This is a genomic window from Ruegeria sp. D1(2025) (assembly GCF_056536425.1).
Genome location: NZ_JBQFPO010000006.1, coordinates 173,772 through 187,798 on the forward strand (window position 1 = coordinate 173,772; position 14,027 = coordinate 187,798).

The 14,027-nt window shown below is 59.4% G+C and carries 16 protein-coding genes; 15 read left to right on the forward strand and 1 reads right to left on the reverse strand.

Features of this window, described 5'->3' with window-relative positions:
* Positions 1-37: 37 nt before the first annotated feature.
* The gene (locus tag ACR1XU_RS15505) at positions 38-388 is read left to right on the forward strand and encodes a hypothetical protein (RefSeq protein WP_480908764.1); all 351 of its coding nucleotides are present in this window, start codon (positions 38-40) and stop codon (positions 386-388) included.
* Here the strand turns inward: ACR1XU_RS15505 and ACR1XU_RS15510 are convergent.
* Positions 385-1,524: an FAD-dependent oxidoreductase gene (locus tag ACR1XU_RS15510; protein ID WP_480908763.1), complete on the reverse strand. Its 1,140-nt coding sequence runs from the start codon at positions 1,522-1,524 to the stop codon at positions 385-387. The genes ACR1XU_RS15505 and ACR1XU_RS15510 overlap by 4 nt on opposite strands.
* Before the next feature lie 92 nt (positions 1,525-1,616).
* On the opposite strand from ACR1XU_RS15510, the gene ACR1XU_RS15515 reads away from it, so the two are divergent.
* The 14 genes from ACR1XU_RS15515 to ACR1XU_RS15580 all read left to right on the forward strand — a co-directional run bounded on the left by ACR1XU_RS15515 (position 1,617) and on the right by ACR1XU_RS15580 (position 14,008).
* Positions 1,617-2,909 carry a glutamine synthetase family protein gene (locus ACR1XU_RS15515; protein WP_480908762.1) on the forward strand — a complete coding sequence of 431 codons (1,293 nt, stop codon included), beginning with the start codon at positions 1,617-1,619 and terminating at the stop codon, positions 2,907-2,909.
* Complete coding sequence (locus ACR1XU_RS15520) at positions 2,909-3,175, forward strand: EutN/CcmL family microcompartment protein (protein ID WP_170611725.1); 267 nt, start codon at positions 2,909-2,911, stop codon at positions 3,173-3,175. The genes ACR1XU_RS15515 and ACR1XU_RS15520 overlap by 1 nt, the downstream gene beginning before the upstream one ends.
* 41 nt (positions 3,176-3,216) lie before the next feature.
* A complete protein-coding gene (locus ACR1XU_RS15525; protein ID WP_117869464.1) occupies positions 3,217-3,525 on the forward strand; it encodes a BMC domain-containing protein in 309 nt (102 codons plus the stop codon).
* A gap of 23 nt (positions 3,526-3,548) precedes the next feature.
* The gene (locus tag ACR1XU_RS15530; RefSeq protein ID WP_480908761.1) at positions 3,549-4,733 is read left to right on the forward strand and encodes a hypothetical protein; all 1,185 of its coding nucleotides are present in this window, start codon (positions 3,549-3,551) and stop codon (positions 4,731-4,733) included.
* On the forward strand, positions 4,733-6,112 hold the full coding sequence (locus ACR1XU_RS15535) for an aldehyde dehydrogenase family protein (protein ID WP_480908760.1): 1,380 nt from the start codon (positions 4,733-4,735) through the stop codon (positions 6,110-6,112). Before ACR1XU_RS15530 ends, ACR1XU_RS15535 begins: the two co-directional genes overlap by 1 nt.
* Positions 6,109-6,732 (forward strand): BMC domain-containing protein, encoded by a 624-nt coding sequence (locus tag ACR1XU_RS15540; RefSeq protein ID WP_170611731.1) that lies wholly within the window; start codon positions 6,109-6,111, stop codon positions 6,730-6,732. The genes ACR1XU_RS15535 and ACR1XU_RS15540 overlap by 4 nt, the downstream gene beginning before the upstream one ends.
* On the forward strand, positions 6,732-7,913 hold the full coding sequence (locus ACR1XU_RS15545; protein WP_480908759.1) for a malate dehydrogenase: 1,182 nt from the start codon (positions 6,732-6,734) through the stop codon (positions 7,911-7,913). Before ACR1XU_RS15540 ends, ACR1XU_RS15545 begins: the two co-directional genes overlap by 1 nt.
* Positions 7,910-8,320 carry a Rid family hydrolase gene (locus tag ACR1XU_RS15550; RefSeq protein ID WP_170611735.1) on the forward strand — a complete coding sequence of 137 codons (411 nt, stop codon included), beginning with the start codon at positions 7,910-7,912 and terminating at the stop codon, positions 8,318-8,320. The genes ACR1XU_RS15545 and ACR1XU_RS15550 overlap by 4 nt, the downstream gene beginning before the upstream one ends.
* Before the next feature lie 96 nt (positions 8,321-8,416).
* The gene (locus tag ACR1XU_RS15555) at positions 8,417-9,697 is read left to right on the forward strand and encodes an ABC transporter substrate-binding protein (RefSeq protein ID WP_480908758.1); all 1,281 of its coding nucleotides are present in this window, start codon (positions 8,417-8,419) and stop codon (positions 9,695-9,697) included.
* Between the two features lie 65 nt (positions 9,698-9,762).
* Positions 9,763-10,614, forward strand: coding sequence for a branched-chain amino acid ABC transporter permease (locus ACR1XU_RS15560; RefSeq protein ID WP_480908757.1), 852 nt, complete (start codon positions 9,763-9,765; stop codon positions 10,612-10,614).
* 2 nt (positions 10,615-10,616) lie between these two features.
* Positions 10,617-11,564: a branched-chain amino acid ABC transporter permease gene (locus ACR1XU_RS15565; RefSeq protein WP_480908756.1), complete on the forward strand. Its 948-nt coding sequence runs from the start codon at positions 10,617-10,619 to the stop codon at positions 11,562-11,564.
* Complete coding sequence (locus tag ACR1XU_RS15570; RefSeq protein WP_480525894.1) at positions 11,561-12,292, forward strand: ABC transporter ATP-binding protein; 732 nt, start codon at positions 11,561-11,563, stop codon at positions 12,290-12,292. The genes ACR1XU_RS15565 and ACR1XU_RS15570 overlap by 4 nt, the downstream gene beginning before the upstream one ends.
* Positions 12,292-12,999 (forward strand): ABC transporter ATP-binding protein, encoded by a 708-nt coding sequence (locus tag ACR1XU_RS15575; protein ID WP_170806730.1) that lies wholly within the window; start codon positions 12,292-12,294, stop codon positions 12,997-12,999. Before ACR1XU_RS15570 ends, ACR1XU_RS15575 begins: the two co-directional genes overlap by 1 nt.
* A gap of 175 nt (positions 13,000-13,174) precedes the next feature.
* Complete coding sequence (locus ACR1XU_RS15580) at positions 13,175-14,008, forward strand: hypothetical protein (protein WP_480908755.1); 834 nt, start codon at positions 13,175-13,177, stop codon at positions 14,006-14,008.
* The last annotated feature ends 19 nt before the right edge of the window (positions 14,009-14,027 follow it).

The window sequence follows — 14,027 nt, forward strand, 5'->3', positions numbered from 1 at the left end:
GTATACTGAATACAAGGCAGGGCAAAGGAGGTGTCAGATGTCCGGTTACTCAGGTTTCTTTCAGTCCATTGCGCGGATCGTTGGCGCGCCCCGCACGGAACATGTGGACGATCGCGAGTTGTCAGATCTGGGGCTTTCCCGCGCGGATTTGGCGATGCTGCGCTCGGGTGCGCCACAGGCACGCGAGCGCATACTGGCGATGGCTCGGCAGTTCGGGTTGACGGAAGATGACCTGAACGCGCACACCAACCTTGGCCTGGAGCTTGCCGAAAAGTGCGGTCATTGCCTGCAGGCGGAAACATGCCGCGACGCCATTCGGGCCGGAGCCAGGCTGCCGCAGGAAAAATGTCCCAATGCTGGCTTGTACCGCGCCTTGTCCGAAGTTTAGCGGCCGCTTGGGCTTTCTTTTGGGCTGAGTCTTCTGCGTCCGGCGACCCTGAACCGGTCAGCCGTGCCAAAATCTTTCATGCCGACACCTGCAGCGAATTCAGCAAACACAGGAGCATGCTTGAACAGATGCCCTGAGCATCCCCCGGCAAATAACACGTTGTCATGTTCCGGGTGCCAGTCAACGATGAAGTGAGTGTCCGGTGTCAGTATGATCTGGTTGAACTTCGAATCCACGACACGCTCGCCTTCCAGCCCCGGCAAACGGTGGCGGATATAGCTGCGTGTGCGACCCAGTGTCTCCTGACGGATCAGGCGTTCGTCGTTGTCCAGGTCGATCTTGTCGGGGATCACAACAGCCGCCTTGACACCAGACCCCTCGGACGAGGGCAGGCCAAATGACCCCTGACCATGATCGATCCAGCAGGGCATTCGGCTCATATCGAAATCCTCGGACCCATCTGGCGTCGAGGTGTACAGGACATTGACGCCAACCACCGTTGATATCGGCTTGATTGTTTTGGGGAACATGTCCGCCATCCAGGGGCCGGTCGCAATGACGATCAGATCAGCCTCAAGCGGTTTGCCGTCCAGCATCGGGCGCTCAGAGCCGTCCGTGGTGACACGTCCCCGCTGCACGATTCCCCCAGCGCGCCGAAACAGATCCAGGCCGGTCAACACGCAGCGATGGGCCATCAGCATTCCGGCTTCGGGCTCGAACAGTGCATATTCGATATCGGACACCCGAAACTGAGGGAACCGCGATTCGATCTCGTGCTGATCGAACTTGTAGTAAGGCACGCCAACCTTGTCGAAAGTCTGCGTGGTTGCGTCTTCCCAGTCACAATGGCCGCCGGTGGCCAGAATCAGGGCACCACATTCATACATCAGGTTCTGTCCGCTTTCGGCCTGCAGCTCGAGCCAGCGCAGGCGGCTTTCGCGCGCCCATCGGGTATAGAACTCATCCCGTCCCGATATGGCGCGGATCACCCGGTTGTAATCCGTTGAAGATGCACGGGAATGACCGGGTTCCCACCTGTCGATCAATGTCACCGCCTCGCCCCTTCGTTGCAGTGTGAGCGCCGTCATGACGCCGACGATGCCGCCCCCGACAACGATGACCGAGCTTTTGGACATGACGCAGATTTTCCTTGTTTCTGGATTGTCTTTGTGAATACTGTATACAGAATACAGCATTTATAAAGCTAAAAAACAGGGAGAGCGCATCAATGAGTTCGGGGTTTGATCTGCCCGAGGGCACGCATACCGTCATTCTTGGCGTCGGCGATCTGAACGGCATCATGCGGGGCAAGCGCATTCCGGCCAGCCATTGGGATCATGTGTGCAAAAGCGGCAATGCGCTCTCGATTGCCTTGATGGCAATCGATATGACCTGCGATGTCTGGGACACGCCCTATGTCAATTTCGACAACGGCTATCCCGACATGCATGTTTTCCCGATGACCAAACCGGTCGCTGTTCCGTGGGAGCCGGGCGTGGCGGTCTGCTTTGGCCGCGCCGAAGGTATGGACCACAAGCCGGTGCCCATTGATCCGCGCCAGGCTCTGGTGCGTCAGGTCGAGCGCGCGCGCGCCATGGGCTTCGAGATCAATGTCGGCACCGAGCTGGAATTCTATCTGCTGGACCCTGAAACCGGGCAGCCGCGTGACAGCGGAATTCAGGTCTATGGATTGGGTCGGGCGGCAAGAATGGAGCATATCGTTGGGCCCATTCGTCAGCAGATCAATGAATGTGGCATTCCGATCGAACAGTCGAACCCGGAATATGCCGCCGGCCAGATCGAAGTGAACATTCGCTATGGCGAAGCGCTGGCCGCTGCAGATCGCGTTGTTCTTTTCAAGTCGCTGATCCGCCAGTTGGGCATCGCCCACGGGTATCTGGCGACCTTCATGCCCAAGCCGTTCTTTGACCAGTCCGGCAACGGCTTTCACACACATTATTCGCTGTGGAAGGACGGAAAGAACGTCTTTGCCGAAAATGGCAAGATCAACGACACAGGTAAGTCTTTCATCGCCGGGCTACAGAAGCGGATGTGCGAAAGTGCAATCTGCGGTAGCGGAACTGTCAATGGTTACCGTCGCCGCCAGCCGTATACCTTCTGTCCGATCAACGCGAGCTGGGGATACGACAACCGCACTGTCGGTATCCGCATTATCGAAGGATCCGACAGCGCCGTGCGTGTCGAAAAACGCGATGCCGGTGCGGATGCCAATCCCTATCTTCTGCTCGCTGCCGAAATCGCCGCAGGTCTGGATGGGATCGAGCAGGGGCTGACCCCAACCGACCCCACAACCGGCAACGCATACGAGGATGGCATTGGTGATCCCATTCCGACCGATCTGCCAACCGCCATCGAACTGGCGCGTGGGTCCGAGTGGCTGCGCGACGTAATGGGCGAGATGCTGTGGGAGTTGGTCTTGCAGCAGGCCGAACGCGAGCTGGAGTTTTTCAACCAACAGGTCACTCAGGTCGAGCTTGACCGCTATCTGAGGACATTCTGATGCACCTCGGCAAGGTTGCGGGAACGGTTACGGCAACGGCAAAGGACGCCAGATTGGTCGGTCTGAAACTGCTGGTGACAGACCTGATCGACAGCGACGGCAATCTGATCGATCCGGCGCGCGTCGCAGCGGATACATGCGGCGCAGGCGTGGGTGACACGGTGCTGATCGCGACAGGCTCAGCCGCACGAATGGCGGCGGGGTTGTCCACCGCTCCGGTGGATCTGGCGATTATCGCGGTGGTCGATCGCGTTTCAACGAGCTGAAACACAACACACAAATCAATAGCCTTCGGAGGATAGGAAAAATGGCGAAACCAGTGGCAGGGCAGATGGCCCTGGGCATGATCGAAACCCGCGGTCTTGTTGGGGCGATCGAAGCAGCGGACGCAATGGTCAAGGCGGCCAGCGTGGCGATTGTCGGCCAGACCAAAGCTGGCGGCGGTCTGGTGACAACCCTTGTGCGCGGCGAAGTCGGCGCCGTCAAAGCCGCAACAGATGCGGGCGCAACGGCAGCCAACAAAGTTGGTGAAGTGGTGTCGGTCCACGTGATCGCGCGCCCGCATGATGAGCTTGAAGCCATTATCGACGGGCTCGGAGCCGGATCTTCGGCCTGATCCATCGCCGCTAAGGAGACATTATGTCAGCCGGATTTGAGGATTTCACCCGTGCGGTGACGCGGGGCGCCACCCGCGACGCCCCTGCCGCGCGCAGCATTGAGCGTTTTGCAGTGCTGGGCGGCGGACCGGATGCCCGCCTTTTGGCAGCGCTGTGTCTGGCTGAAGGGGCCGATGTCACACTGTTTTCGGCCTATGGAGCCGAACTTTCGCTGCTGACCCAATCTTCGGGCATTGGTATCAGGGGTGACGGTCCTGTGGGCACCTATCAGGTGAACCGGGACGGGCCATCGGTGCAAACAACAGCGGAACTGGATGCCGCTGTTCGGGACGCACAAGTGATCTTTCTGACCGGACCCGTTCACAAGCAGCGTACCTATGCCATGGTTCTGGCTGATCACCTGAGTGACGGCCAGGTTCTAGTACTGGCCCCCGGGCGGTCTCTGGGCGCTGTTGAAGCCGCCTGGATGCTGCGCATCGGGGGGTGTCGGGCGGACGTGACGCTGGTTGAAATTCTGGGTTTGCCCTACTGGTTCAACGCCGAAGGTGCTGGGCTGACCCTGTCCACAGCCGCACCAATGGCGGCGGCAACGCTGCCACGCGGCCGCAACAACATCCTTGAAGCTCTGAACCGTTTTCTGCCGAACCTTCACCCGGTTGATTCTGTCCTGGCTTCCGGATTTCATGACCTATCCGCGGCCGTGGAGATACCTGCCCTGACCCTTGGGGGGCAGGGAATGGGCAACGGCGGCCCCGATGTTCCGATGGGGGGCGTTCCGCTGGAGGCAAACCAGACTTTTGCCTCTCTCATCGGCACCGATCAGATCGCCGTCATCGAAGGATTGGCCGAGGAACGGAGACAGGTCGCGGCTGCATTTGGAGTCCGAAACCTGCCGGAAACGTCGGACTGGGTCGCCACCTTTGCCGGGGCTGAACGGGGGTCTGGTTCCCGGCCTGTGCCGGATCGACAGGCCGCACGCCACCTAATGCGTGACGGTGTGCTTGGCTCGCTGGTCCCGCTGGTGTCTGCTGCAAGGTTGGCCGGTCAGCCCGTTCCTTTGACAGAGAGTCTGATCACCATGACAGACCGTATTCTTGGCGCTGACGTCGCGGCGGCAGGGCGCCGGCTTGAAACCATCGGAATAACCGCAGGCGATGTCGATCAGGCGCGTCGTATCTTTGACACTATTGCCACTGGAGCCTCGTGATGGACGCAGATCTGAAATCCATCGCCGCCGCGCGGCGCGCTGCCGAAACGGCGTTCGAGGCTTACTGGGCCTTTCTCGGGACCGATCCGGCACAAGTAGATGCCATCGTGGACGCCATGGCCCGCGCCGTTGAACCCGAGGCTGAACGGCTGGGGCGGCTGGCGGTCGAGGAAACCGGCTATGGCAATGTCCCGGACAAACGGGTCAAGAACCTTTTCAACGCGTTGTCAGTTGCGGACTATTTGAGGGATGTAACGACGTTGGGCCTGTTGTGGCGGGATGATGCCACAAAAGTCGCGGCCTTTGGGGAACCGATGGGCGTTGTGGCCGCCCTTATTCCGGTCACCAACCCGACTTCAACCATCATCTACAAAGTGCTGTCAGCAGTGAAAGCGGGCAACGCGATTGTCTGCGCGCCCCATCCGCGAGGCGTGGGGTGCGGGATCGAAACCGTCCGCATCATGGCGCGGGTGGCCGAACAGATGGGTGCACCCAAGGGGCTGATCCAATGCCTGGATGCAGTGACCATTCAGGGCACGGCCGAGTTGATGAAGCACCGCCGTACGTCGGTTGTTATGGCGACAGGTGGTCCGGCTATGGTCAAGGCCGCCTATTCCAGCGGCAAGCCGACATTGGCGGTCGGGGCGGGCAACGTGCCGTGTTATGTGCACAAATCGAAGGCGCGCGATCTGGCGGAAGTGGCCGAAATGATCGTCACGTCAAAAAGCTTCGACTACGGCACCGCCTGTGTCAGCGAACAGGCCGTGGTGGCCGACCCGGAAATATCCCGTGACCTGCGGCACGAACTCAAGCTGAAGGGAGCTTATTTCTGCACCCCGGCCGAGGCGGATCGACTGGCGAAAGTGATTTTCAAGGGTGCGCGGGCAATGGACCCCGATAGGGTCGGGCAAAGCCCGCAGGCCCTGGCCGATGCCGCCGGTTTCTCGATTCCGCCGCGCACCCGCTGTCTGGTCTCTGAAGAAACCGAAGTGGGTTGGCAACGCCCGCTATCGGCGGAAAAACTGAACCCGGTGCTGGCTTTCTACGAGGCGAAATCCACCGACCACGGCATCGAACTGGCGCAGTCCATCGCGCGGTTCGAAGGTTGGGGACATTCTTCGGTGATCCATTCGGACGACCCCGAGATTGTCGCCCGCTTTGCCACCGTACCCACGGGACGCGTGCTGGTGAACACGCCGGGGATCATGGGTGGCATGGGCTATTCCACAGATCTGGAGCCGTCTTTCATGCTGGGCACTGGCACGTGGTCGGGGTCGATCACGTCGGACAACGTGACGGCCCTGCATCTCATCAACATCAAGCGGGTCGCTTATGAAAGCAGACCTTGGCGCGACATTTACGAGGAGTATGGCGCATGAGCGAGATCACGATCCGGGCGCTGATGCAGATCGACAACCTGCAACCGAAATTCGCGGCCTACAACGGCGCGACGGTGCAGGGCTCGGTGCCTTTGTCCGGGGACACAGTGCTGATCGGAGAGTTTGCACCGGGCAACGGGGTGTTTTCGCTGATCGATCGCGCGCTCAAGGCGTCTTCGGTAGAGGCAACAACGCAGATGGTGGAACGAGAGTTCGGGTTTTTTATCCTGCGCTCACCTTCAAATGCCGAGGTGTCTGCGGCCCGCGATGCGATGCTGGCCGAACTTGGGGCTTCGATGTCGGACCGTCTGAAACCCGCAATCAGTTCGACACAGATCATCACAAGCGTTGAACCTTATCAGGCGCAATTGCTGAACAAATGGCGCAAGGGCGCCCTCATCGTTCCCGGACAAACACTGGGGATCGTCGAATGCGCGCCAGCCGCCTACATCTCGATCGCCGCGAACGAGGCGGAAAAGGCAGCCGAGATCGACATCGTCGAAGTGCGCGCCGTGGGCCGGTTTGGCCGCCTGTTCATCTCGGGGTCGGAAAACTCGGTCAAAACCGCCGTCGAAGCGGCAACCCGCGCCATCGAGGCGGTGGACGGGCAGGCAGGCTGATGGCTGCTTCGCGGGTCATAGGCTCGGACGCGGTCGAGGACGCGCGCCGTCGTGGCAGGATCGTGTTCGAAATTCTGCCCGGCGACATCGTCACGGCGCTGGCCCGGGAAACGGCGGAGCGCATCGGCATCACCCTGGTGGACGGACCGCTGGAGCGGCCACAGGCACCACGTACAGATGGCGCCGTTTCGATGCGCCGCGTGCTCTATCGTCGTTCACCCAAATGGGTTGCGCCTGCGCGGGCACCGCGTAAGGCCCGCAGGCTGGGCAAGCTGGCGCTGATCGGTGCAGGCGGCGTTGGTGGCAGTATCGCACATCTGGCAGCTATGGCGGATATCGCGGATGAAATCGCCCTGATCGACATTTCTCCGGGTCTGGCAGCTTCAACAGCGCTGGACCTCAATCACACATCCGGCATCACTGGTGCCCGTGTCCGATGCGTCGGAGGGGAATCTCTGGATCTGGTTGCAGGTGCCGAGGTGGTCGTCGTAACCGCCGGGCGCGCACGCCGCCCGGGCATGACCCGTGCTGACCTGATAGATGTGAACGCGCGTGTGATCCGCCAGTCGGCAGAAGCGATCCGTTCAGCCGCACCAAACGCCATCGTGATTGTCGTAACAAATCCTCTGGATGAAATGACGGTCGAGATGCTGCGGGCCACAGGCTTCGCGCGCGAACAGGTTCTGGGCATGGCGGGAACACTGGACAGCAGCCGGTTCCGCAACGCACTTGCCGCGGCCGCGGGGGTTTCTCCCGCTGACGTCGAGGCCTTTACCCTTGGCAGTCATGGCGACGAAATGGCGCCGATCCCCAGTCGCGCCCGGATCAAGGGACGGGCGCTTGAGGTCTTTCTGTCACCGGATCAAATTGAAGCATGCGTACAGGACGCGATCACAGGCGGCGGGCAGGTCGTCGCGCTCAAGAAATCCGGTTCGGCGACGATTGCCCCGGCCCATGCCTCGATTGAACTGATCGATCACATCAGGGGCGCTCGGTCCGGTCCGGTTCCGGTGTCTGTTATGTTGCAGGGCGAATACGGAATTGATGGCGTGGTGCTGGGCGTGCCCGCACATCTTGGCGCCAGTGGACTGGTCGAGGTCGAGGAACTGCGCCTGACGGACCAGGAACAGGCAGGGCTGCAAGAAGCAGCTGATGCGATCCGGCTGAGGCTGGGTCTGTGACCCTTCGGTCGTGGAAGTCCGGCGGGCGGTTTGAAGAGGTCGCATCGTATTCCCGCGCCAAGCGGATCGGACCATTTGTCTGGGTCGCCGGGACGACCGCGATTGAACCAACAGGGCGTATTCATGCACCAGGCGATGTGGGCGCGCAAACACGGTATATCCTGTCCCGTACCGAAGACGCGCTTAAGGCTGTCGGGGCAGAGTTGCGCCATGTGGGCCGGGTGCGCGCATACCTGACCGATCTGTCAACAGCGGGCGAATTCGCGCGTGTGCACGGAGAGTTTTTCAAGGGTATCGATCCGGTTCTGACCGCTGTTCAGGCAGGCCTGACCCAACCCGGTCTGATGGTGGAAATCGATGTGGACGCCGTGATCCACGATGAAAGCGGTAAAATCGGCGGATTCTGAACATGAGTTTTCAAGAAAGGATTTGATCGATCCATCTTCTTGTGTACTGTATACAGAATACAAGAACGGCATAATGAGACACAGTGAGCAAAACTGATGATCAAGACAGCGCTACTTAGCGGAACATGCATCGCGCTCATGGCCTCGACGGCCGGAGCAGAAATTAAGGTTGGGTTTATTGGGTCGCTTTCCTCGGACACCGGGCTGTCGACCCTTCGCGGGGCAGAAGTCGCGATTGAGGAGCTTAACGCCAATGGCGGCGTGATGGGCGAGCAGATCACACTGGTCTCTGCAGATACCGGGCAGGATCCGACCGAAGGCGTGCGCGCTTATGAATACCTGGCCGAGACCGAAGAGGTTGATTTCATCATATCGGGCTCGATCGACGATGTGTCGCTTGGCTGGCTGCCCCGGATGCAGGAATACCGCATTCCGACGCTGGACACCTGGACATCCTATATCGGCATCATCGACATGGTGGTCGAAGATCCCGAGGGCATGGCGCCCTATTTCATGAACATCGCCTCGGACGAGGCGTTGGCCACGCTTTACATCAATTTCGGCGCGGATGTCCTGAAGGAAAAGATGGGCTGGGATTCCGTTGTCATTCTGGCCGAGGACACCGCCTTTGGCGAAGCGATCACCGGACTTGTGACCGAAGCGCTTGCACCGGTCGCCGGGATCGAGGTCGAGGATATCATTACGTATGATGTGGCCACTGTCGATTTCGCGCCGATCTTCAGCCGTGCGCAGGATACAGGGGCCGACTTCATCTATCAGGTTTCGTCCGTTAACTCTCAGGTTGTGTCGTCGCAATATGTGAAATTGCAAGTGCCGATGGCGATGACGGGCGTCAACGTATCCGCGCTGGGAATGGAGTATTGGGAAGACACGGGCGGCGCCGGCGGCGGCATTTCGACCCTGTCCCCGATCCCTTCGGTCGGGTTCAGGCTGGATCCGGCAAGCCAGGCTTTTGTCGACACCTATCAGGCCAAGTATGACAGCCGCCCGCTGCTGCCGCATTTCAACGGGTTCAACGCCTATCACGGTCTTAAGCAGGCCATGGCTGCTGCCGAAGAGGCTGGCGGTTTCGACAATGTCGAAGGCTGGGCCGATGCGATGAAGAAGCAGGATTTGGTCCTGGAGATGGATGGTCAGCTGTGGTTGCGCTATGCCTTCTGGGGCGATGATGAGGTCGAACCCGTGACCGGCCGTACCTATCCGCACAATATCCGCTTTGATCTGTCCGAGCCGTTTGATGACGCCGCACCGTCCATGGTTGTCGTGCAGTGGTACGAGGACGGAACCGCCGCTGTTGTGTACCCAGAGAAATACGCGACGGGCGAGTTTACCCTGCCAAGCTGGGTCAAAAACTGATCCGGTCGTCCACATAGCTTGAACCGGGCGCGCGACAGCGTGCGCCCGCAGCCAGGGATACCTCAATGTTGCAGATACTGATCCAGGGGCTTTTGCTCAGTGGTCTCTATGCGCTTATCGCAATGGGTTTCACGCTGATCTTCAGCATAGGGCGTGTTCTGAATCTGGCGTATGGCGCCTATCTGATGGTCGGTGGGTACATCTACTTCTGGGTATCGCAAACGCTGGGGATGCCCAAGCTCATGGGCGTTGTCGTGGCCGCCGCAATGGGCGTTCTGATGGGTATTCTGAAGTTCCGCCTGATCGTGAAGACGCTCAAAGGTGATCATGTGGCGGTCGAAATATCGACGCTGATCCTTGCGGTCGTGATACAGGCCGGGATCGTTTTGGTCTTTGGCGACAGCAGTAAGATCCTGCTGCCCATCGTGCCCGGAGTGATCAACGTTGCCGGAGCGTCCGTCACATACAACATCCTGATTGCAACGCTCATTAGTTGGGCCATCCTTCTGGGGCTATACGCTTTCGTGCGGCTCACCCACACCGGGCGGGCAATGCAGGCGGTTTCGATGGACGCCAAGGGGGCTGCTATCTCGGGGATCGACCCGGACCGGATCAACCTGATCACCTGGGGCATCTCGGGGGCATTGGGGGCACTTGGGGGTGTGTTCTTCGCCAGTTACACGCAGCTTTCGCCATCCATGTGGGTCGCCCCGCTGATCATCTCGGTGGCCGTTGTCATCGTGGGCGGAATTGGGTCGATCATCGGGACCTTGGTTGTCGCACACATCGTCGGCTTTCTTGAAGTCATCGTGGTGGCGACCCTTGCGCCCGAGTTGCGCGGTGTCTTCACCATGCTGCTGATCATTGGTGTTCTGGTGACCCGCCCGCAGGGCCTGTTTGGCCGTGAGGAGTTATAAAGATGGGGCTGCGCTGGTTTCACTTTGCCCTCTGGGGTGGTCTGATTGCGGGTATGTTCCTGTTGCCTCAGGTCGTTTCCAACGGAACACTGCGTACGATGATCTTTGCCAACTTCTTGGCGATCTTCGCGATCAGTTGGGACGTGCTGTCCGGGCGAACAGGATATGTGAGCTTTGGCCACCCTTTCCTGATCGGCATCGGAGCGTACACGACCGCCATTCTTACCAAACGGTTTGATGTGCCGGTTGAAATCTCGATCCCGGTCGCGGTGCTGGTCACCATGGCAGCCGGACTGCTGGTGCAGCTGCCTGCGCTGCGTATTCGCGGAAGCTATTTCGCACTGGTTACACTGGCCTTCATGGAGCTGCTGTATCAGCTGGTGCAGGTGATCCGTCCGGATCTGACTGGCGGCACACGCGGGATGTCGGGTATCCAGACCCTGACGCGGGGCGCAGCAAACGGATACTACCTGTCGACCGCCCTGATGCTGAGCGTCGCCGTCAGCATGTGGCTGCTGATGAAAACCCGGCTGGGAACAGCGCTGGCAGCGATCGGCATGAACGAGGAAAGCGTGCGCGGCTCCGGGCTCAGCACCACCCGGCTGAAAGCGTTTGCCTTTTTGACCAGCGCGTTTATCGCAGGGCTGGGCGGGGCTTTCTATGTGCACTATCTGGGATCACTGGCCCCGCGTGCGCTGTTTGACATCAACTTCCTGTTTACCATCATCGTTGCCGCACTGCTGGGCGGTACATCGACCATCATTGGGCCGATGATCGGCGCATTCTTCATGACCTTCCTGCTGGAATACCTGCGGCCGGTCCTGCCGGGGGCCGAGCGGTATTTTGTCTACGGCGCCATCGCGCTGATCCTCTACATGTACCAACCCAAAGGGCTGGTGGAACTGGTGCGGCGCGGATTCACCCGGCTGCGGAAAGGGGGTGTGGCGTGACTGTGGCGCTGGAAGTTTCCCATCTGATCAAACGCTTTGGCGGGCTGGTGGCCACGAATGGTCTGTCCTTTTCCCTCAAAGAAGGGGAATCTCTGGGTCTGATCGGTCCGAACGGGGCGGGCAAGACCACCGTGTTCAGCCAGATCATGGGCGAGCTGCGACAGAACAGCGGCACGATCGAACTTTTCGGGCAGGAGATATCGGCCCTGCCCACGTCCCGGCGCATTCGGGCGGGCGTCAGCCGCACGTATCAAATCCCGCGGCCCTTCGGCGACATGAACGTGGCCGAGAATATCCGCGTGGGCCTGATGCCTGACAACATCTGGCGCATGATCACCAAATCCCCTGACACGGATCGGGAACGGGAACTGGCATTGAGCGTCGGCTTCACCGAGGCTGACCTGCAACGGACACCGTCCGAACTGGCCATGGGCGATCTGCGCAAGCTGGAAATGGCGCGCACCATGGCCACCGCGCCGCGTGTGATGCTGCTGGACGAGGTGTTTGCCGGTTTGACGGTGGGGGAAATCGCGCAGATCTCGGACCTCATCCAGTCCATGCGCAAGGACGGCATGACTTTTCTGATCGTCAGCCACGATCTGCCCGCGCTTGAACCCCTGATCGACCGTGCCATTGCAATTGAGCGGGGAACGATGATCGCCGAAGGCACATTCACCGAAGTGATGAATGACAAGGCCGTGCAGGCCTCGTATCTGGGGGGCGCCTGATGTCCTATCTGGAAATCGAAAACCTGTCCGCATTCTACGGCAAGGCGCAGGCGCTGACAGACATCTCGATCACGGTCCAGCCGGGCGAGATCGTGGCCGTCGTCGGTCCGAACGGTGCGGGTAAGTCCACCCTGCTGGACAGCATAATGGGGATGGTCAGAACGGAAGGCGATATCCGGCTGCGCGGCCACAGTCTTGCAGGCCGATCACCGGCCGAAATCGTGCGCCACGGCGTCGGTTACGCGCCCGAACGGTTCAACCTGTTTCCCTACATGTCGGTGCGCGACAACCTGATGGTGGGCGCCTATACTGCCCGCGAGGATATCGAAAGCAATCTGGACATGGTCCACAAGCTGTTCCCACGGCTGGCCGAGCGGGAAGGGCAGGAAACCTCGACCCAGTCCGGTGGCGAACGGCAGATGGTGTCCTTCGGACGGGCCCTGATGACCAGCCCCGAGTTGCTGTTGGTCGATGAGCCAACAATCGGTCTGGCCCCGAAAATCTGCCTTGAGATCGCCGAAGTCGTGCGTCAGTTAAACAAGGAATATGGCCTGACCGTGGTCATCACCGAACAAAACGCCAATTTCGCCCTGTCACTGGCTAGCCGTATCTATGTGCTCGAGTCCGGCCGCATGCAAACGTCCGGCACTGCGGATGAACTGCGGAACGACAAAAGGCTGCTCGAAGCGTATTTCGGCGGGCACTGAATCCGATCGGTTCAGTTTTGCGTGCCGTCTCGGCGACAATTCCTCAGAACTACCACACACGACTTGGGTTTTGGTGTTGTCTGCTGCACGGGTTCTGTACCAAATGGGGCGGGTACCGGCGCTCGGGCGTCGAGAACACCCGAGTAGGCGCGGTACAAAAGGATGGGACCAATACATGTCGGAAGAGTTCACGGCTGCAGAAAAGCGCAGGCTTGAAAAACGAGTTCGTGCTGAACGGGTCATGGGCGATAACGGCCATCTGTTCGACCATCCGGTACCCGCTGAACTTCTCACGCCGTATTCCAATGGTGACAATACCGAGCTTGAGCAGATCCGCGTACAAAGGAAATATATCAATCGTGCCAACAACATCCGAAGGTGCTGGAACAGGTTTCAGCTTTACCTTCCCGAGTTGATGTACCCCGAAGAACCGCAGGACATATTCGAGATGTCGACGGCGCATGGCGGTATGCTCGAGGTTGCCCGGCACTTTGGCCATACCGTTTTGGGAAATGATTTTCCCAATATGCTCAACAACAAACAAACTGAACTGGCATCCACGCATCGTCGCCTGAACGACGAGACGTTTGTCTGCGAAACCGACAATCACGGCATTCAGATTCCCAAAGACCACAAGGTACACGACTGGCCCTATCGCCCGATTATCGAAGCAATCGATATTCCAATGACGCTGTTTGACGCCGGGCGCACGCCCTATCCATTGGCGGACAAATCAAAGGATGTGCTGATTTGCATGCAGTCAATCGAACATTATTGCCACCCTCAGGACTGGATGCTGATACTGGACGAGTTCTGCCGCATCACCCGAAAGACGATCCTGATCATGCTCAACCCCGTGATCGGTCATTTCGCCAATGATCCGTTTTATTCGGAGTGCTTCGAGAAAGCCCGACACGATCTGCACATGTATCGTCGAAATGGGTTCCGGACCACATCGTGTCATATCCAGTGGTCGCAGGTGCTTGTGTTCAAAATCACGGCCGTCTGAGGAAAAAGACCTGCAAGGC